This window comes from Aquimarina sp. BL5 (assembly GCF_003443675.1).
In the GTDB taxonomy this organism is placed as follows: domain Bacteria; phylum Bacteroidota; class Bacteroidia; order Flavobacteriales; family Flavobacteriaceae; genus Aquimarina.
On sequence record NZ_CP031963.1, the window covers coordinates 1,486,668 to 1,508,094 of the forward strand.

20 protein-coding genes are annotated in these 21,427 nt (G+C 30.5%); 15 read left to right on the top strand and 5 right to left on the bottom strand.

Annotated features, from left to right (window positions below; all coding sequences use genetic code 11):
• Nucleotides 1-11: 11 nt before the first annotated feature.
• The 13 genes from D1818_RS06410 to D1818_RS06470 are packed head-to-tail and all read left to right on the top strand — an operon-like array spanning nt 12 to nt 14,555.
• Nucleotides 12-911, top strand: a complete 900-nt coding sequence (locus tag D1818_RS06410) for a nucleotidyltransferase domain-containing protein (RefSeq protein WP_118457136.1) — start codon at nt 12-14, stop codon at nt 909-911.
• Nucleotides 904-2,367 (top strand): radical SAM protein, encoded by a 1,464-nt coding sequence (locus tag D1818_RS06415; RefSeq protein WP_118457138.1) that lies wholly within the window; start codon nt 904-906, stop codon nt 2,365-2,367. The genes D1818_RS06410 and D1818_RS06415 overlap by 8 nt, the downstream gene beginning before the upstream one ends.
• Nucleotides 2,360-3,151 carry a class I SAM-dependent methyltransferase gene (locus tag D1818_RS06420; RefSeq protein WP_118457140.1) on the top strand — a complete coding sequence of 264 codons (792 nt, stop codon included), beginning with the start codon at nt 2,360-2,362 and terminating at the stop codon, nt 3,149-3,151. The genes D1818_RS06415 and D1818_RS06420 overlap by 8 nt, the downstream gene beginning before the upstream one ends.
• Nucleotides 3,148-4,524, top strand: coding sequence for a B12-binding domain-containing radical SAM protein (locus tag D1818_RS06425; protein WP_118457142.1), 1,377 nt, complete (start codon nt 3,148-3,150; stop codon nt 4,522-4,524). Before D1818_RS06420 ends, D1818_RS06425 begins: the two co-directional genes overlap by 4 nt.
• A gap of 6 nt (nt 4,525-4,530) precedes the next feature.
• Nucleotides 4,531-6,063: a hypothetical protein gene (locus D1818_RS06430; protein ID WP_118457145.1), complete on the top strand. Its 1,533-nt coding sequence runs from the start codon at nt 4,531-4,533 to the stop codon at nt 6,061-6,063.
• A complete protein-coding gene (locus tag D1818_RS06435) occupies nt 6,044-7,186 on the top strand; it encodes a hypothetical protein (protein WP_118457147.1) in 1,143 nt (380 codons plus the stop codon). Before D1818_RS06430 ends, D1818_RS06435 begins: the two co-directional genes overlap by 20 nt.
• Nucleotide 7,187: 1 nt before the next feature.
• Nucleotides 7,188-7,493, top strand: coding sequence for a hypothetical protein (locus tag D1818_RS06440; RefSeq protein ID WP_118457150.1), 306 nt, complete (start codon nt 7,188-7,190; stop codon nt 7,491-7,493).
• Complete coding sequence (locus D1818_RS06445) at nt 7,493-9,079, top strand: glycosyltransferase family 87 protein (RefSeq protein ID WP_118457152.1); 1,587 nt, start codon at nt 7,493-7,495, stop codon at nt 9,077-9,079. The genes D1818_RS06440 and D1818_RS06445 overlap by 1 nt, the downstream gene beginning before the upstream one ends.
• Before the next feature lie 30 nt (nt 9,080-9,109).
• A complete protein-coding gene (locus D1818_RS06450) occupies nt 9,110-10,774 on the top strand; it encodes an ABC transporter ATP-binding protein (protein WP_162897265.1) in 1,665 nt (554 codons plus the stop codon).
• A complete protein-coding gene (locus D1818_RS06455; RefSeq protein ID WP_118457157.1) occupies nt 10,774-11,661 on the top strand; it encodes a glycosyltransferase in 888 nt (295 codons plus the stop codon). The genes D1818_RS06450 and D1818_RS06455 overlap by 1 nt, the downstream gene beginning before the upstream one ends.
• An 18-nt stretch (nt 11,662-11,679) precedes the next feature.
• Entirely contained in the window at nt 11,680-12,375 is a 696-nt protein-coding gene (locus tag D1818_RS06460; RefSeq protein ID WP_162897266.1) for an FkbM family methyltransferase, read from the top strand.
• Entirely contained in the window at nt 12,372-13,892 is a 1,521-nt protein-coding gene (locus D1818_RS06465) for a radical SAM protein (protein ID WP_118457161.1), read from the top strand. Before D1818_RS06460 ends, D1818_RS06465 begins: the two co-directional genes overlap by 4 nt.
• A complete protein-coding gene (locus D1818_RS06470; RefSeq protein ID WP_118457163.1) occupies nt 13,893-14,555 on the top strand; it encodes a methyltransferase in 663 nt (220 codons plus the stop codon).
• A 31-nt stretch (nt 14,556-14,586) separates the two neighbouring features.
• On the opposite strand, the gene D1818_RS06475 is transcribed toward D1818_RS06470, so the two are convergent.
• From D1818_RS06475 to rpmH, 3 genes are all read right to left on the bottom strand, one after another.
• Entirely contained in the window at nt 14,587-15,096 is a 510-nt protein-coding gene (locus D1818_RS06475; protein ID WP_118457165.1) for a nuclear transport factor 2 family protein, read from the bottom strand.
• 113 nt (nt 15,097-15,209) lie between these two features.
• Nucleotides 15,210-18,062 carry a carbamoyl-phosphate synthase large subunit gene (carB, locus tag D1818_RS06480; protein ID WP_118457167.1) on the bottom strand — a complete coding sequence of 951 codons (2,853 nt, stop codon included), beginning with the start codon at nt 18,060-18,062 and terminating at the stop codon, nt 15,210-15,212.
• 109 nt (nt 18,063-18,171) lie between these two features.
• Nucleotides 18,172-18,330, bottom strand: a complete 159-nt coding sequence (gene rpmH / locus D1818_RS06485; protein WP_081414554.1) for a 50S ribosomal protein L34 — start codon at nt 18,328-18,330, stop codon at nt 18,172-18,174.
• A 171-nt stretch (nt 18,331-18,501) separates the two neighbouring features.
• Here rpmH and D1818_RS06490 point away from each other — a divergent pair, with 171 nt between their 5' ends.
• Both D1818_RS06490 and D1818_RS06495 read left to right on the top strand, forming a co-directional pair.
• Nucleotides 18,502-19,017 carry a DUF2892 domain-containing protein gene (locus D1818_RS06490; protein ID WP_118457170.1) on the top strand — a complete coding sequence of 172 codons (516 nt, stop codon included), beginning with the start codon at nt 18,502-18,504 and terminating at the stop codon, nt 19,015-19,017.
• Nucleotides 19,018-19,165: 148 nt separating this feature from the next.
• Nucleotides 19,166-19,999: a redoxin domain-containing protein gene (locus D1818_RS06495; RefSeq protein ID WP_118457172.1), complete on the top strand. Its 834-nt coding sequence runs from the start codon at nt 19,166-19,168 to the stop codon at nt 19,997-19,999.
• A 21-nt stretch (nt 20,000-20,020) separates the two neighbouring features.
• On the opposite strand, the gene D1818_RS06500 is transcribed toward D1818_RS06495, so the two are convergent.
• Both D1818_RS06500 and D1818_RS06505 read right to left on the bottom strand, forming a co-directional pair.
• A complete protein-coding gene (locus D1818_RS06500) occupies nt 20,021-20,389 on the bottom strand; it encodes a sulfite exporter TauE/SafE family protein (protein WP_118457175.1) in 369 nt (122 codons plus the stop codon).
• A 74-nt stretch (nt 20,390-20,463) separates the two neighbouring features.
• Nucleotides 20,464-21,411 (bottom strand): lytic transglycosylase domain-containing protein, encoded by a 948-nt coding sequence (locus D1818_RS06505; protein ID WP_118457177.1) that lies wholly within the window; start codon nt 21,409-21,411, stop codon nt 20,464-20,466.
• Between the last annotated feature and the right edge of the window lie 16 nt (nt 21,412-21,427).

Sequence of the window (21,427 nt, forward strand, 5' to 3'; positions counted from 1 at the left end):
CTCAACTCTCAGTGAAATCTCTTAAAACCTTGTTATACTTCTCCATTTTTAAATATCCCCTTTCTGCTGAAGAGATTTATTTATTTTCTGCAGCCACTGATCAAAGTGAAATCAAAAACGAATTGGAATATCTCAAAAAAAAAGGAGTTATTTCTTCTGATAATAGCTACTATTTTCTTGACGGAAACTTAGAATCCGTTTCTCGACGTATAGAGGGTAATAAAATGGCCAAGTCGGTCATGGAAAAAGCAATAAAAAAAGGAGTTTTAATTGCTAAATTCCCCTATGTAAAAGCTGTTGGTATTTCTGGTGCTTTGTCTAAAAATTACCACGATAAAAATGGTGATGTTGATTTTTTTGTAATTACAGAATCAGAGCGTTTATGGGTAGCCAGAACTTTATTAATGCTGTACAAAAAAATATTCTTACTCAATTCTAGAAAGTTCTTTTGTATCAATTACTTTATTTCAGAAAATTCCTTAGAGATATCTGAAAAAAATATATTTACAGCAACTGAATTATTGACACTGATTCCTGTTTCTGGAGATTTTACTGGTTTTTATAATCAAAATCAATGGGTTTCTAATTTTCTACCTAATCTAGAAATAGGAAAATCTTCTATTAAAAATTTGAAAAATAAACCGTTTATCACCAAGGCAATAGAACTAATTTTTAACACAAAAATTGGTAACATTCTAGAGAAACTTTTTTTAAAAATGACTTTAAAAAAGTGGAATACTAAATTTCAAACATTAAAAAAAGGTGATTTTGATATAGCAATGAAATCAACTAATAATGTATCTAAACATCATCCACGAAATTTCCAAAAAAAGGTCATCGACAGGCTTAATAAAAGATACAATGAATTTCAATTAAAGTACAATATAGAATTAGAAAAAGAACATGCTTGATATTTTATTTTCACATTCTTATTATTACCCTTTAGATCTTAAACAATGGAAGAATCAAACACCTTATCCTCCATTAGGAACTATATATGCTGCTTCATTACTAAGAGAAAAAGGGTTTACAGTTGATCTTTTTGATACCAATCTGAGAGATAACCCATATGAGATTGAGAAAGAAATTATAAAAAAGAAACCAAAATTCCTGGTTTTATATGATGATGGCTTTAATTACTTGACCAAAATGTGTCTTACCACAATGCGCAAAGCCGCTTTTGAAATGATGAGAATTGGAAAAAGCCATGAGTGTACCATAATTGTTAACAGTTCTGACGCTACAGATCATCATGCTAAGTATCTATTCAATGGAGCGGATTATATTATTAAGGGAGAAGGAGAACTAACTTTATTAGAACTTATTTCTGCACTTAAAAATAACCAACCCATAGAAAAAATTAAAAGCCTTGTATACATAAAGGATGAAGAAACGATCACAAACCCTAAACGAGAAGTTCTAAAAAATCTAGACGAATTACCAATACCTGCTTGGGACCTTGTAGATATTGATTCATATAGAAAAGTCTGGAATAATGGTGGTAAAGAATTTACTTTAAATCTTGCTACTACTAGAGGTTGTCCATTTAAATGTAATTGGTGCGCTAAACCAATTTATGGCAATCGATATAACACACATTCTCCAGAATATATCGTAAAACATATACAATATTTACAAAAAAAATATAAAGTCGAACGTTTCTGGATGTGCGACGATATTTTTGGCTTAACTCCTGGATGGGTGCAAGATTTTAATCTAGAGCTAAAAAAACAAAATGTTACCTTACAATATTATATCCAAAGTAGAGTAGATTTATTACTTAAAGAAGATACCATTGATGCTCTTGCAGAATCTGGGTTACAAGAAGTTTGGGTTGGAGCAGAGAGTGGTTCTCAATCTATTTTAGATGCTATGGATAAAGGAACTAAAGTAGAAGAAATATACAATGCTACAACCTTATTAAAAGAGAAAAATATACGCGTGGCATTTTTTATTCAATTTGGATACCTAGGAGAAACAAAAAGTGATATTTCTAAAACCATAAAAATGATTAAAGAATTAGTTCCCGATGATTTAGGAATATCAGTATCATATCCACTTCCCGGAACTAAATTCTATGATAAAGTAAAGGATGATCTTAGGTTTAAGGCAAATTGGACAGACTCTGATGATTTAGCTATGATGTTTAAGAGCACATATAATTCTAAATATTATAAAAAATTACATAGGTATGTGCATAAAGAATATAGAAAAAGTCAAGGATTACGATTCTTAAAAACAACTCTAAAAAACCCTTCTAAGCTTTCTAGTATTGCCGTAAAAAGAATATCATATTTACTATATTATTTCCCAAGTGCATATATAGATGCACAAATTTTAAAAAGAATGGAGCATATAAATGAATGAGAGTTTTGACATAGCTGCGATAACCTATGATAGTACTTTTACTCATAGCAAAATTGGTGAACTCCAAAGAAATTTGGTATATGGTCATTTAACAGAAATACTGCCATCCAATCAAGAATTAGATATTCTAGAAATTAACTGTGGTACTGGTCATGATGCCATATGGTTAGCTGATCAAGGTCATCGAGTTATTGCGACTGATATATCTTCAGAAATGATCTCTATTGCTAAATCCAAACAAAACGGTAACGATAAACACCTAGAATTTCTACAACTAGATATCAATGAACTTGAAACTTTTAATTCCGACCATTCTTTTGATTTGATATTTTCGGATTTTGGAGGACTAAACTGTCTGTCTCCTAATCAATTGAATCAATTTTTTATTACGGCAGAAAAAAAATTAAAACCAAATGGTAGTATTGTAGGAGTTATTATGCCAAGACACTGTTTGATGGAAAACATCTACTTTATGATGAAAAATAAATTTAAGCAAGCCTTTAGACGTAATACCAGTGATGTTGTAATAGCAAATGTAGATGGAATCGAAGTAAACACTTGGTATTACAACCCAAAAGATATTAAAAAAGTATCAACTGAATTCTTTAACACAAAAAAGTTAAAACCTATCGGATTATGGATCCCTCCTTCTTATCTTGAATCGTTCTTTAGCAACAAACTAGGAGTTTTAAAAATATTATCAAGCTTAGATATGTTGTTCAGACGTTTCGCATTCTTATCAAAATATAGTGATCATTATTTAATCTCATTAGTCAAAAAATGAGCATAATACTTACCCACGCATATTATCTAAGCACAGATCCTAAAGAACAAAGGATTATGAAGCCTTATCCTCCTTTGGGACAACTATACATTGCCGGGTATTTAAAAGAACGCGGTTTAGAAAATTATGTTTTTGATACCACATTTAGTTCTAAAGAAGATCAATTAGTCTTTATAGCGTCTAAAAAACCCGATGTAGTAGCAATATATGCGAATCTAATGACTAAAGTAGAAGTCATAAAGCTTATCAAAACACTTATTACAGAAGCTGCTTATGGTTTTCCAAAAATAATTTTAGGGGGTCCTGATGTTACCTACAACACTGAAAACTACTTAAGATCTGGTGCTCAATACATTGTAATAGGCGAAGGAGAAGAAACCTTGTATGAACTTCATCAAGCGATTATAAATAAAACTGATATACTTGCTGTTTCGGGAATTGCTTATTTGGATAACGATAAAGTAGTAAAAACTACAGCAAGAATAAAAATGAAAGATTTATCGGTGCTTCCTCTTCCTGATAGAGAAGCTATCGATATGCAAAAATATCTTGATACTTGGAAAAACAACCATGGACAAAGTTCTATGACCATTAGTACGCAACGTGGTTGCCCTTACACCTGTAAATGGTGTAGCACAGCTGTTTATGGACAAAGTTATCGAAGAAGACCCGCTAATCTTGTAGCTCAAGAATTAGCAATGCTTAAAAGAGAATATAATCCTGATACTATTTGGTTTGTTGACGACGTATTTACGGTAAGTCATAAATGGTTAGCAGAATTTCATAAAGAAGTAATACAGCAAGATGCTATTATCCCTTTTGAATGTATTACTCGAGCGGAACGCTTAAATGATGAAGTTTTACAACAGTTAAAAGAGGCAGGCTGTTATAGAATATGGATTGGTGCAGAAAGTGGTTCACAAAAAATAGTGGATGCGATGGACAGGAGAGTTAAAGTAGAAACGGTAAGAGAAGCTATTCAAAAAACAAATCAATTAGGTATAGAAACTGGAACGTTCATCATGGTAGGGTATCCCGGTGAAGATGAAAAAGATATTGCCGAAACCATACATCATCTAAAAGTTGCTAATCCTACACATTTTACAATCACTGTTGCTTATCCCATAAAAGGAACCTCTCTGTATAATGAAATTGAAAATGATATTACAGAACAACCGGATTGGGACACCTCTACCGATAGAGATATTGATTTTAGGAGAACCTACCACCGTAAATTCTATGATTTTGCTGTAAGACGAATTGTTAATGAAGTAAATTATTTTAAAAACGAAAACAGCATAAAATTAAAATTAAAATTAAAATTAAAATCGATCGCCGCTTTAATGTTCATGAAGTATTATAAATTGAGATAGACTCATATGGCTGGTATTGACTCCACATTTTGGAATAAAAAAAATCTAAATTATTTCTTTATTACTTGTGTATTCTTTACGCTTAGTTTAATCGGAATATTACATCATGAATTGTGGTTAGATGAATCTCATCATTGGTTGTTAGCTAGAGATAGTAAGTCTATTATAGATTTAATAAATAACACAAAATATGAGGGTCATCCGATACTATGGAATATTCTACTTTTCTTTATAAGTAAGTTCTCCTTAGATCCTTATTGGATGCAATTACTGCATATTAGTATATCTTCTTTACTAGTTGTTGTATTTCTCAAAAAATCTCCTTTTACACTGCTATTCAAAGTATTATTCATTTTTAGTTATTTTATATTCTTTGAATATACTTTATTAAGTAGAAATTATAATTTAGGAATACTTTTCCTGTTTCTTGCTCTTAGTATTTATAGTTATCGTAAAGAAAAAATCGTGCTTTTTTCAGTGCTTCTCGCAATAGCAAGCAATACTCACGCTATTTTTATAGTAATCACAACCTGCATAATGTTTATTATATGCTTAGAATCTATCGAAAAAAACAGACCGTACATTTCCACTAAAATGATTTTTGGTATGTTCCTTTTTGCTATTGGTATCCTTTTAGCAATTATTCAAATTATACCTCCTTCTGATAATTCTTTTTTTGAAAGAGTTCAGGATCTTTCTTTATTCCAAAGGGTTTCTAGAAGTTTCATTGCTTTCTTTAAAGGAGTATTCGTTATTCCTGACTTTAGAACAATACATTTTTGGAATTCTCATTTTATCGTAAATATTAGCAAACCGCTATCATCAGTATTAGGAATACTCAGTATTTTTATCCCACTCTTTATTTTTTATAAAAATAAAATAATTTTGTTATACGCATACCTAGGAATTTTAGGTACTGCAATATTCTTTTTTGTTACTCAATTATCTGCACCAAGATATTTTGGTTTGAACTTTTTATTTATAATTACAGGATTATGGATGGAAAATGATTATCCAATAAAAAAGAACATATTTAACTCTTGGTTTTCTGTATTGACACATAAAAAAATAAGGAATATTCTTATTTATAGTATTCTAATAATCCAAACGTTTTCGGGAATTGTATCTTATAGTTTTGACCTTCTTCTGCCCTTCTCTAGCTCAAAACAAACCGTAGAATTTTTACAAGAATCAAAACTTACTGATAAAATTGTAATTACGCAATGGTGCGAAGGAACACCTTTAAGCAGTTATTTAGAGGCTCCTATATTTTTCACAAATACTAACAGTTATCAAAGTTATTGTACTTGGAATAGGAAAGACTTAACTATTTCCCACTCTAAAAATGAATTAGTTAATTCTTTAGAAAGTATTATGAATGATGTAGATCAAAGTGCTATTTTTATAACAATAGCGGCAATACCTATAGAAGAATATAAAACTATTAGCAGTACTTTGAAATATAAGTTTCTCAAAAGTTTTACTAAAAATATAGTTTCAAAAGAAAGTTATTACATATATGAAATATCAAAAATATAAATATTCTATTTCGTTTACTTTAATAACAGTTGCATTATTAATTTTAGTTTTTTCTTGTAACTCTTCAGTCGAGAACCAAAAAATTAACTTAAAATGGAACAAATCCTATCCTTCTGATACATTTACCAAAAATGTAATAGCCCTAAAATGGTGTTTATCTTTTTTAGGTTCAGATTTGGCATCTGATAGTATTTCAAAGGGTATCTCTACAGATAACCAAAAGATCATTTCTCTAAACTTAAATCAACTTAAATTCGATAAAAACGCTTCTAGATACCTACAAAAATTAAACTCTAAACTAAAAAAAACAGAAGAATACCAAAAGAACAATTCTGTTGACCTAGGAAGATATATAGCACTTACTATCGGTAGTTCCTATCATTACTACAGAATCGTTAATGTACCTAATAAATTAGAAGATTATAATTCTCTATATGCTTTCGATTCTATCAGCGGTTATATAGATAATTCCAGCGTCTCTCTTGTAGATCGAATAATTTCGTACTCAAAATATAATAATCGGAGAGAACAGGCTTATATATCTGTCGAAATCGATTCCATCACTAAAGAAATATTCGAATATGAAACAGTAGAAGTAATGAATAACGGACAACTAAAATTTGGGATCTATGACCGAAACGGAAATCTAAAAGATGTTGCTGATAATAAAATTACAATGGCTGGAAAGCCTGCAAAATGTATATGGTGCCATGAAACTAGCATACAACCCATATTTAGAAAACAAAAAGATCACGATGGATATCTTACTTTTCAAAAATTACAAGATACTCTAGACTATTACAATAAACAACTTAGATCTTATCAAGACAGTATATGGCAGGATAAGGAAATAAGAAATAAAAGATTACATACCGAAATGGAAATATCTTACATAGCATTTATGGAGCCTTCTGCAGAACACTTATCTAATGAATGGGGAATTACTATTGAAGAAGTAAAAACAAAATTACATAACCTTAAAACACATAGACATCATGAATTTGATTTCTTGGGTGATTTATATCATAGAAGGGAGATAGATGCTTTAGCACCTTGGAAAACGCTAGAGGTCCCAGAAAATATTAGAGAAGAATCAACTAACGAGATCAATCATATAAACTAGCATGCTCAACTCAAAAAAAATAGTAGCTATTCTTCCTGTATATAATGCAGAAAAAATACTACCGAAGAACTGTAATGAAATTCCCTTTGATATTATAGACGGTTCTATTTTTGATAATAAGATGTTAGCACAACTTTTCTTTCAAAATCTTCTTTTAGAAGATGTTTTATATCTTACTAAATACCTTAAAGAAGTCTTTTCCATAAACTTTAAAAAGAACGTTATATATGGATTTGATTTGAGCAGAGTCTCCATTACATATTTTTCGCTTCAAAATAGAATAATAAAATCTAATTTATTAAAATAATGGGGGTTTTAGACAAACATAAATTCTGGATTTATATACTACCATTTATAATATTTGGTATCTATTATTTAGTTAGGTCCTTCTGGTTCTTACCACACGATTTTGCAAACTATTATTTTGGAGCTTATTTTCTCGATCGTGGACTTTTCCCAACAATCATATACGATCCAATTTGGTTCAATCAAAATATATTCGAAATTCAAAAAGATGTTTTTGCTAGTTATGCCCCAAACACTCCTTTTCTTGCGATGTTCTTCTGGCCTTTTACTTTATTAAGCTTTAGCGCAGCTAAACTTGTTTTTAATATTATAAGTCTTTTTTTATTTATTTATGCTTTAAGGAATTTATTCAATGAATATAAAATACCATATATCCATTACATTACTATTCTTTTACTGTTTTTTTTCCCTATTAAAAACAATATCCTATTTGGTCAAGTGTATTTATTACTTTTCTTTTTAATTTCTGAAGGATTTTTAGCTTACAAAAGAAATAACTATTTTAAAATGGGAAGTTTTTGGGGACTGGCCATTCTTTTAAAAGTCTTTCCGATCATCCTTTTTGCTTTCTTACTCTTTAGAAAAAAGGTTAAAGGATTAATCATTCTTTCATGTTGTTCTCTTATATTTTTAGGAATTTCCATCTATGTAAATGGTATAGATTCTTGGACTTTTTTCTTCGAAAACATATTAGCAAAAGCGAATAAAGGAGAAATATCTGGAGAGTTCATTAAAAGCTATCAATCCATTTTAATGTTTTTAAAACATGTCTTCATTTCGCACCAAATAAAAAATCCATTCCCACTAATTGATAATTCTTACTACTATCACTTTTTTCTTTTATTATCTAAAATTATCCTAGTAGGATATGGACTATACTTTAGTTACAAAAAAAACTATCCTATACAAGCATTTTCTTATTGGATATTAGCTACTTACCTATTATCTCCTTATGGAAGTAATTATAATAGTGTTTTATTGATATTTATAGTAATAAGCGTACTTTCCAATACTTTTGATTTCAAAAACAAAGGTAAAGTTGGCATCCTTTTCTTACTATTTCTAGTAAGTAACCTTCCTATAAACTATTTTTTCGACTTTCCTTTACCCCTATCTTTTTTTAAACTATTTCTATTTATAAGTTTATGGTTGATTCTAATATTAAAGCAGCATACATCGTATAAATCCCATGTAGCTATAGTAAGCTTTGGCATTATTTTAAGTTTACTCGTTACCTCTTTATCACAAGAAAAATCTGCAATACAATCTAAAGGTATTATTGCATTTAAAAACCATCAAGAATCTATTATTTATGATTATACCATCAAAAATGGATTTCTGGTTTATAAATATTGGTCAGACAAAGGAAGCCAAACAAGAATAACAAACTACAAAATAACATCAATCAATTATGATGATATTTATTTAAAAGATAATAATGTGTTTTATTTAGATAAACAAATAACAGATGACACAACTAATAAGCTGAAACCAGCTATTGTAAATGGAAATACATTAATTTATCTTTCAGATTATCAAAGAGGATTTGGTTTTTATAATTTTCAGAAAGTAATGATCAATAATTAAATAATGAATATGTTGAGTTTTTATAAAATTTTGATCAGAATTAAAGGAGTACTTCCTAAAGGATACGAAAAAATCTCTGTGCGATTTTTTATGCTTTCATTTATCCTTCTAGTTTTGGATATTTTTTCTGTCTTTCTCCTAATACCATTAATAATTTTCTTGTTAGATAAAGATAGCTCTTTTGACTTTTTGCCTTTTGAAATCCTAGGAAAAAACAGATTATTACTTGCTGGTATAGTGATCGCATTCTTTTTGATAAAAAATTACGTCGCTATCCTAATAAATAAGTTCCAAACAAAAACAGCCTACGACTTAGGGGCTGCCTATTCTCTATCACTTTCAAAGCATTATATACTAGGGAATTACAACATCTTTAAGCAACAAAAAAAATCTACTATTATAAAAGATATCATTTTTGTAGCTAATGACTTCGTTGGAAATGTTCTATTATCTGTAAATACAATTATCTCGGAAATAGCATTATTACTAATTCTTGGTATAATCGGAATATTTTATAATTACGTCATTACTATTTTAATAATTATTATGTTGGGGATTATCGTTTTTATTTACAAAAGACATAATCGAAAAGATATTGATAAAATTAATGAAACCCGTTCCTCTGATTTTGACAATAATATAGGCAATCTGACGAATTTATTAAATGGATATTTATCTATAAAATCTTCTGGATTGATAACTCATTTTTTAGAAAAATTCAATGCTTCAAATAAAAAACTAAATCGAAGCTATGCCATCTTACAATCTAAAAGACTGAATAGTTCAAGGCAAACTGAAATTATATTAATTTTCTTAGTCTGTTTCATTTTTATTTCAATAAATACTTTTTCTTTGAGAGGAGTAAGTCCTATTGTTTTTTTGTCAATTTTCGCTTCATTACTTTTTAAATCAATTCCGTCGGTGAATCGTTTAAATATAGCTTTTACTAATCTAAAATCTAACATTTATACTTTAGAAATTATTGAAAAAAGGACTAAAAAAAGCATCAAAACAGAAGTATCAAAATCTCCTATTGCTTTTAATAACAGTATTGTACTAAAGGATATTTCCTTTTCTTATAACAATGAAAAAGAAATACTAAAAAATATTAATCTTACTATAGACAAAGGACAATTTATAGCAATATCTGGTGCTTCCGGGATTGGAAAGACTACGCTATTAAATATCATAGCTAAACTAATTAATCCCAAAGCTGGTGAAATTTTCATTGACAATACTAAAATTACTGAAGAGAACAAATATGATTTCTTTGATCTTTTTACATATCTAACACAACGTCCTTTTATTTATGAAGGCAGCATTTTAGATAATTTAGTCTTATCTGAAAAAAAATACGATACCCGAAAGATACATAAACTGTTAAAGGTTTTCAAGATCGATGAAATCATAGAACAATTTCCTAATCAACTAGAAACATATATTGGGTCAGATGGCACTAATCTATCTGGCGGTCAGCTGCAACGAATATGTATTATTCGAGCGATTCTTAATAAACCAGAAATTTTAATTTTAGATGAAGCTACAAATAACTTGGACAAAGAAACAGAAATTGAAGTTTTAAAATTTCTTAAGTCTTTTGCTATTGAAAATAAAACCACTATTATTTTGGTTTCTCACCACATAAAGAATACAACGAATCTATATGACAAAATCATAGAATTAAATAACGATTAATGAAATTTAGTATTATCACCATAACACACAATAGAGCGCATCTGATCACGGATACGATTTCTAGCGTATTGAAACAAAGTTATGAAGATTATGAGCATATCATTATTGATGACGGTTCTACAGATAATACTCATCTGATAATTGAAAACTTTAAGGATGATAGATTAAAATATCACAAATACAAAAAAAGTAAGCATAGAAGTTTCTTAAGAAATGAAGGAATTAGAAAATCGTCTGGTGATATTATCTGTATACTTGATTCTGATGATATATGGAAAGAAAATAAATTATCGCATCTATTTAGTTTATTCAATCAAGAACCTAATATCAATTTTATTTTTCATAATGCAAGTATCCTTAGAGAGGATAAAACACACATTTCTAATATTTATTCATTTAAAAAAGATTTTTTCCAAAGTATCCTTAAAAAAATATTATGTAATAAAGTATTACCTTATCCATTTTATAGCTTTAAAAGATCTATACTAAAAGAAATAGATCCCTATGATAAAAGTATGATCGATGGACAACACGATTTTTTCCTAAGAGCTGCAGCAAAATATCCTTTTTATTACTGTTCTGAGATTTTATCCTATAAAATAGATCATACTACTAATTTATCTAAAAACCTTAGAGTATCAGCCTTAACAAACTATATAATTACTTTAAAAAAATTATTTGAGAGTAATGCCATAACAGAAAATCAATACAAGAAATATAAAAATGAGATATATTTCAAAATAGTCTATTTCTTTATAAAAAAAGGAGATCGCCAAAAGGCGAAAGAATTTTTGGATAAAACATCAGAATTGACGTCTTGGTATAATAAACGTTATCTAAAAATACAAATACTTAGACTTAATCAAAAATTCATTACAAATGGATAATAGAAAAACAAATTTCAGGTGATTCAAGTAATTAAAAAAGTTAGACATTTACTCAGTATACATCGATACACAAATAAGAAGTTTTACTCTAAACTTATTCACCTAAATGATATGTGTTTTGACATTGGAGCAAATAAAGGAGTTAAGAGTGAACTTTTTTTATCTCTTGGTGCTAGTGTAATAGCTTTTGAACCACAATCCATCTGTCATAATTACCTTGACAAGATTAAACATCGTAATTTTCAATATCATAAATATGCGGTAGGAAGCAATAATGAAACTAAAGAACTAAAATTAGGAAGTCATATTGAAGTAGCAACGTTTTCGAATAAATTTATTGACTATTTTAGTAACGATTCACTAAGTTGGAATCAGGTAGAAAAAGTTACCGTAAAAAAATTAGATTGGCTTATTGATACATATGGAATGCCTAATTATTGTAAAATAGATGTAGAAGGATATGAATTAGAAATTCTTTCTAATTTAACTTATATTATACCACTAATTGAGTTTGAATTTACCGGAGGCTTTATTGAGAATACTATAGAAATCATAAAATTATTGGATAAGTCTGATACAATCTATAATTTCAATTTAAACGAAAAACCAAAATTTGAACTTAATAAATGGGTATCTAAAGATGAAATGATTTCGATTTTTAAAGAACTTTCTATTGATCGCTTACACGGTAATATTTTTGTAAAAAACTTATGAGTAATAAAATCATCATATTCAACCCAAGGAGTGCTAACGCAAAACATAGAATACCTAACTCCATTCTACAAGTAGGAGCTTCCATCTATGGAAAATATGATTTTGTGTTTATAGATGGAAATCTAGAAAAAGACCCTTGGAAAAAAATTAAAAGTTATTTTGATACAGGAGCTTTTAAATACTTCTGTTCTACGGTAATGCCTGGACCACAATTAAGGCAAGCTATTCCTTTTACGAAAAAGGTTAAAGAACAATTCCCAGGAAGCATAACCATTTGGGGAGGCTATTTTGCTTCTAACCAATATAAAGTGAGTATTCAGTCTGATTTTGTTGATTACATTGTTAATGGGCCTGGTGATGTAGCTTTTCCTTCCTTAATTGATGCTATAGAAAACAATGATTATCTTAAAATAAGTGATATCAAAAATCTTATCTATTTAGATAATAATGGAGAAATTATACAAACGAAAAAAGAAAAATTACTAGATCAAGATTCGCTACCTCCATTGCCTTATCAGCATTTAAACAAGTTTTATGACCTAAAGCATTACCTAAGTAAGACATTTCTGGGCGAACGCACCTTTTCATATCATTCTAGCCTCGGCTGTCCATTTACTTGTTCTTTCTGTGCTGTAGTACCTATATATGAAGGACGTTGGAAAGCAAAATCAGCACAAACGGTATATACGGATGTAAAATATTTTAAAGATACTTACGGAGTTGATGCTATAGAATTTCATGATAATAATTTTTTTACTTCCAGAAAACGTGTTGTAGAGTTTTCGAAATTAATCATGAATGACGGCATTACATGGTGGGGAGAAGGAAGAATCGATACTATAAATAAATATAGTGATGAAGATCTAATCACTATGAAAAACGCCGGATGTAAAATGATATTCCTTGGCGCAGAAACAGGAAATGATGAGATCTTAAAACAAATGAACAAGGGGGGCACACAAACTGGTCAAACCATAAAAGATTTTGCTAAGAGATTAGCTCCAATTGGTATCATTCCAGAATTTTCTTTTGTATTGGGAATGCCTGCTGATTCTCCTAAAAAGGTAATGGATCAGATTAATTGGGATATTCAATTCATTAGAGAAATAAAAGAATTAAACCCAAACGCTGAAATTATTATCTATCTCTACAGTCCCGTAGCTACCGAAGGTTCTGAATTATACGAACAAATCCAGAAAGCAGGTTTTAGTTTTCCAAAAAAATTAGAAGACTGGTTAAACCCTGAATGGGAAAACTTCGATCTTCGCAAAAACCCCTTAACACCTTGGCTAAGACCAGAAATGGTAGATAAAATCAAAAATTTTGAAACCGTCCTAAATGGATATTATCCTACTGCTTCCGATTTTAGAATTAAAGGCGCAAAGAAAAAAATACTACGTACTGTAGCCGGTATTAGATACAGAAGTGAAATGTATCACTATCCATATGAAATAAAAGCGTTGCATAAAATATGGAAGTATCGACAACCCGAAACACAAGGGTTTTATTCTGAATAGGTGAGACGTTTTCTAAAAAAAATAACGCATCCATTTTTAAAATTAGGCTTAAAATTATTTTATTTAAAACCTAGAAAATATGCGTATGATAAAATTGAAGTAAAAGTACATCCAGATGTATTCCCTCCTCACTTAACGCTTAGCACAAAAATTCTACTTGATTTTATCAAACCAGTAAGCTTAAAAAATAAAACCTTCCTAGAACTTGGCTGTGGTTCTGGCATTATTTCGCTGTTCGCTTCAAAAAAAGGAGCCATCGTAACATCAACCGATATTAATCCAACTGCATTACAATATTTAAAAAAAGCTTCTGAAAATAATAAATTAAAAGTTGAATTAATTTTATCAAATTTATTTGATAATTTACAAAATAGAACTTTTGAATATATCGTTATAAATCCACCTTATTATCCCAAAAAACCAAAAAACATTAAAGAACAAGCCTGGTTTTGCGGAGAAAATTTTGAATACTTTAAAAAATTATTTGAGCAACTTGCTTCTCACACTACTCAATCGCATTATATCTACATGATTCTTTCTGAAGATTGTAATATAGAACACATAAAAAACATAGCGCTAACATCAAATCTTATTTTTGAAACTGTTTTAGAACAAAAGGTGTTCGGCGAAACTAACTATATTTTCAAAATCAATATCAATTAAAAAGACAGCAAATAAACTGTTTCTAATTTAATTAAAATTTCAACGGTTCCTTTTTCTCAAAATCTTCTGCTGTTATAGACTTACCATTAATTGTGGTGGTGTCCCAATCCTGCGTGATTTTCCATTGACCATTGATCTTTTTTAATACAATATGAAATTGACCATAAATATTTTGGGTTGTACCATCGACAGTAATACCAATCTTATAAAAACCTACTTCATACGAGGTATCTTCATTCGTATGTCTGCTATCAAACCAAAAATCTAGTTTTATTTGTGTATTACTTTCTTTAGAAGCTTTCAGACTTTCTAGATTCTTATTTTTAAACACATTCTTAGTATCGATACCTTCTGGTGTCACCCGTAATACCTGATCTGCATAAATGGCATTTAATGACGTTGCATCCAGAGCTTCATATGCTTTCTGAAAAGGCGCCCAAACCGTTTGATCAATTTGTTTTTGGATTTCTAAACTACTCTCTTGCCCAACTATGAGGGAACTAAAGAATAAAAAAACAGGAATAAAAAATCTAGTTATAATATAGTTTTCTTAGAACTATAAATTTAAAGCTTTCTTTTGTTTTAAAAACATAATCATTCATAAACAAAAAATCCCGCCATAAAAGCGAGATTTTACAATATATCTTTTCAGAATTACTTACTTAAATACATCTTACGTCTCGAATATAGATCATAAAACTGATCATCCTTAAGATCATCGATGAATAAAATACTTTCTCCTGTACTCTTCATTTCTGGTCCTAGCTTCTTATTCACATTAGGGAACTTATTAAAAGAAAATACTGGCTGCTTGATTGCATATCCGTCTAAATGTGGTTTGAAATCAAAGTCTGTAACCTTCTTCTCTCCTAACATTACCTTTGTTGCATAATTCACATAAGGCTCTCCATAAGCTTTCGCTATAAAAGGAACTGTTCTAGAAGCTCTTGGATTTGCTTCTATGATGTATACAACATCATCTTTGATAGCAAACTGAATATTGATTAATCCAACGGTATTCAATGCTAAAGCAATTTTATGTGTATGATCTTTAATTTGTTGCATTACAAACTCTCCCAAATTAAATGGTGGTAAAGTAGCATTAGAATCTCCAGAATGAATTCCACAAGGTTCTATATGTTCCATTATACCGATGATATACACATTTTCTCCATCACAGATCGCATCAGCTTCAGCTTCAATAGCTCCATCAAGGTAGTGATCTAACAATAATTTATTATTTGGTATTTTGCGCAATAAATCAACAACGTGTTCTTCTAATTCTTGTTTATTTATCACAATTTTCATTCCCTGACCACCTAGTACATAAGATGGGCGTACTAATATTGGAAAATCTAAACGATCTGCAACTTCTAAAGCTTCATCAGCTGTTTCAGCAATATCAAATTCTGGATAAGGAATATTATTTTCTTTTAATAATGTAGAGAAACTTCCTCTATCTTCTGCTAAATCCAATGATTGATATGTGGTACCAATAATCTTAATTCCGTAACGATCTAGTTTCTCAGCGAGTTTTAGTGCTGTTTGTCCTCCTAACTGAACAATTACACCTTCTGGTTTTTCGTGACGAATAATATCGTAGATATGTTCCCAAAAAACCGGTTCGAAATATAGTTTATCAGCAGTATCGAAATCCGTAGAAACTGTTTCGGGATTACAATTAATCATGATTGTTTCATAACCACACTCCGCAGAAGCTAATACTCCATGAACACAACAGTAATCGAATTCAATCCCTTGACCAATACGATTAGGCCCTGATCCTAAAACAACGATTTTCTTTTTATCTGTTACAATACTTTCATTAGAGACAAGAACTTCTCCTTCAGGAGTTTCTACTTCGGCTTCAAAAGTAGAGTAAAAATATGGCGTTTTTGCCTTAAACTCTGCAGCACAAGTATCTACTAACTTATAAACCCTATTTACTCCTAATTCATCTCTTTTATTGTATACTTCGCTTTCATAACACCCCAGCATATGGGCGATCTGTCTATCTGCAAAACCTTTTTGCTTTGCTTCAAGGATTAGATCTTTAGTCAATGTCTGAATTGTATGAGTAGAAATTTCTTTTTCTAATAAATGTAATTCTTCATACTGCTTTAAGAACCACATATCTATTTTAGTAATCTCATATATTCTACTAAGCGGAATTCCCATTTGGATCGCATCATAGATTACAAATACTCTATCCCAACTGGCATATGTTAGTTTTTCTATAATCTGATCATAATTCTTATACCCTTTTCCATCAGCTCCAAGACCGTTTCTCTTTATTTCTAAAGATTGGGTTGCCTTATGTAAAGCTTCCTGAAAAGAACGACCAATCCCCATTACTTCTCCCACCGATTTCATCTGAAGTCCTAATCTTCGATCAGACCCTTCAAACTTATCAAAATTCCAACGAGGGATTTTCACAATTACATAATCTAGTGTTGGTTCAAATAAAGCTGATGTAGATTTTGTAATCTGATTATCTAATTCATCTAATGTATATCCAATAGCTAATTTTGCCGCTATTTTCGCAATTGGATATCCCGTTGCCTTAGACGCTAAGGCTGAAGAACGAGAGACACGTGGATTAATTTCTATCGCTATAATTTCTTCACGCTCATCTGGACTCACCGCAAATTGTACATTACATCCTCCTGCAAAATCACCAATACTGCGCATCATATGAATAGCCATATCACGCATACGTTGGTATGTTTTGTCACTTAGTGTCATTGCTGGCGCAACAGTAATAGAATCTCCTGTATGAATACCCATTGGATCCATATTTTCGATTGCACAAATAATTACTACATTGTCATTAGCATCTCTAAGTAATTCTAATTCATACTCCTTCCAACCAATCAATGCCTTGTCAATCATTACTTCGTGAATTGGTGACACTTCCAATCCTCTAGTTAATAACTCATCAAATTCTTCTTCTTTATAAACAAAAGATGCTCCAGCACCTCCTAAAGTATACGATGCTCTAATTACTAATGGAAAACCAAATTCCTGAGCAATTTCTTTACCTTTTAGATAGGATCCTGCTGTAGCTTGCGGAGCCATCCCAATACCTATTTTAAGCATTAACTCTCTAAACTGCTCACGATCCTCCGTAATATTAATAGCGTCAATATCAACACCTATGATTTCTACATCAAAATCTTTCCATATTCCTTTCTCATCAGCTTCTATACATAGATTTAATGCTGTTTGTCCTCCCATAGTTGGCAGTACTGCATCAATCTGGGGATGTTCCTTAAGGATTTCGATAATAGATTTAGTATTCAATGGTTTCAAGTATATATGATCCGCCATAGAAGGGTCCGTCATAATCGTTGCCGGATTAGAATTGATTAGTATGGTTTCTATTCCATCTTCTCTTAAAGAGCGTAAAGCTTGTGATCCTGAGTAATCAAACTCACATGCCTGACCTATGATAATTGGTCCTGATCCGATGATCAATATACTTTTGAGTTTTTCGTTTTTTGGCATTTTGGTGTTGGTATTGAAGTATTAAAAATATTTTTAGGAATCGATTAGATACAAAAAAAGGCGTTACTCCTAAAAGTAACACCTTAATATTTTCATTGCACTAGAATCATTAGTGCTTATGTCTTAATTCTGAAGAAACAGATAGCTTTTTTCTACCTTTAGCTCTTCTACGAGCAAGTACCTTTCTACCATTAGCAGAAGCCATACGCTCTCTAAAACCGTGTTTGTTTTTTCTCTTTCTCTTCGATGGTTGAAACGTTCTTTTCATTGCTATCTATCTTTATAAATCTTCTTGAAATATCTTTTTTTAAACTAATGGGATGTCATCCCAAAACTGCGGGCAAATATACAAAGAGTTTTTACTTTCACAAACCTAAATATCAAAATATTTTTAATTGTTTTTATTACCTTTGCCGCGACAAAAAATATAACACATTTCATGTATAACAAAAATATTAAATTAGTAATCGCAGCATTAATTGTTGGAACGGCCATTTGGCAGATGATAGAAGGATATATTGGCAACGGGATAATGTTGATTTTACTTGCTTCGATTTTTGTCTTTTTATATTTCAAAAATGAATTAATTCTTCTTTCGTTCTTAAGATTACGTAAACAAGATTTTGCCGGAGCTAAGAAATGGTTAGATAAAATTAAAAACCCGGAGACTGCTCTAACAACCAAACAACACGGGTATTATAACTACCTACTGGGGATCATGCTATCTCAAACCAATATTACGCAAGCAGAAAAATATCTTAAGAAAGCTATTAAATTAGGGTTGTCTATGAATCAGGATCTTGCCGTTGCCAAACTTAATCTTGCTGGGATCGCAATGACCAAACGAAGAAAAAGAGAAGCACAAAACCTCCTAACAGAAGCTAAGAAACTGGATAAGCATGGCATGCTAAAGGAACAGATTACCATGATGAAACAGCAAATGAAAAAGATTTAGGCACACTAATTGTACCTATAATTACGTTATCTAGTAGTTAAAAGGGAAAATAAGTCTGGTGCTAAACAAGCAAAAAAATGGTTTTGCTAAGCTAAAACTGTTATTTTTAAAGACTTTATAGTACTTTAGCTACCGTAATAAAGTTGTAATGAAGAAAATATTAATTCTAGGAATACTCTTTTTATATTTTGGAAGTGCCTATGCACAGTTGGAAAGAAAGATTCCTTTTTCTGTAGCTGTTGCCGCTCATATTAAAAAATACAATCTAAAAAGTAATGAAGCGTACAAAGATCAAGATCTTGAGTATGCACAATTTTTATTTGATTCACTTGTTCAGAATCATTTTGTAGGTACTTATATGGACGATTTTAAAATGAGTCCTATGAAAGGGGAACCTATTTCTTTTAAAGAAATTGAAAAACCTATATTTCTAATTACGTATGCTACTTGGTGTGTTCCTGGAATAGGAGAAATACCTGCTTTAAATGATTTATCAGATAAGTTTCATGATCAAATTGACTTTATTGTCTTGTTTTGGGATACGAAAGAAAGATTGAAAGAAAAAGTTGGAGAATACAGTCAGAATATTCAGTTATTATACGTAAATGAAAAAACGAATCAAAATTCTTATATCATTAATAACCTGAAACACTCTCTTGGTTTTCCTATGATGTATTTTATGGATAGTGATAAAAAATTATTAGACATTCGTAAAATTGAAACACATCATTCTAGCGAAACACTTAGTAATTCTTATACTATTCATTATAATTCCTTATCTAAAGGAGTTTCTCTCTTGATTGCTGATTTAGATGCGAAAGGTGCATTAACGGCTTCAGAAGAGGAAAATAAAAAAGAAACTAAAGAAGAAAGAGGAGATTCACGCTCACAAGAAGAACGAGATATCGACGAAGAATACGAACGTTATCGAAGAGAGAAAGATTCTCTTGACAATCAGAGGAAAAACAATAGGAACAGATAGGTTTTTTAAAACCTCAATTTATTATTTCCCAAAAATCATTTTCAATGCAACTAGCAATAGTACTCCTCCGAAGATTTTTTTCAGTACGCTCTGATTAACGGAAATTGCAAACTTACTACCTAAATAACCTCCTAAAATAAAAGTTACCGCTATTATAGCGGCAAATTTCAGGTTTACGTGGCCTGCTTTATAATAATTAAAAGCAGCTAATAATGTAACTGGAACCGATAGTACCGCAAGACTCGTGCCTTGTGCCTGATGCTGCGTAAAACCAACCCATAAGATTAGCAAAGGTATCATTACCACGCTCCCACCAATTCCCATAGTTCCACTTAGAAAACCAGCCAATAAGCCTATTACTACCAGTGAAATGATTGTCATTGTATCCATACCACAATTTTACAATAATTGTGTTTATAGCACTATAAAAAGATTGAATTAATTTTTAGCCTGAGTACTAATTACTATTGCCCTACTCCGGTCTTATAATACCCTTCTCTAGGAATTTTAATCAAATACTCCTTACCTGTCGAATTATTAAGATTTGTTTCTCTTAGCCAAGGATTGTGAAGTTTTAAAATCTTATAATTAATATTATACTTAGCCGCAAATTCGTTAAAGTCAGTAATTGGTTCATCCACTAAAACATTAAATGTTGGAATATACTCATACAAATCATCTTTAGTAAAGTTGAAACCATATTTCTTAGGATTACTAAGAATCTCTTTTACTGCTGTAATTCTGAATACATATCTTCCAGTTTCTTGTCCCAACAAAAGATCATAGTATGTTGTTGCATTTTGTCGTTGTAATTGTTTATTTATTCCTGCAGGACCAGCATTATAAGCTGCTGCAGCTAATGTCCAACTACCAAAACGTTTCTTTGCATTCTTTAAATATTTACAAGCAACTCTCGTTGATTTTTCGATATGATATCTTTCATCCACATTATTGTTTACTTCTAAACCGTATTCTTTTCCTGTGTTTTTTAATATTTGCCAAAAACCCGTAGCTCTTGCAGGAGAAACAGCTTGCGTCAAACTACTTTCTATAACTGCTAGATATTTAAAATCATCAGGCACCCCTTCTTCTTTAAGAATAGGCTCTATAATAGGAAAGTATTTATTAGCCCTTTTAAACAGCAGCAAACCATTGGATTGCCAATAGGTATTTACCAATAACTCTCTATCCATTCGCTCACGAATATCAGGATTTTCTACTGGTACTAACTCGCCAGCAAAATTTATATTTTCCGGCATAGGTACTGCATAGACATTGTAGTCATTAATTAGCTTTTCCTCTAAAAGCTCTTGAGCAATTGGTTTCTGTGGCTCTTCTTGTGTAGCGTTCACTAAAATACCGAAGGTAAATAGCACTCCTAAAAAAACTAAAACTTTTCTTATCATCTTCATCTTATAAGTAGATTTT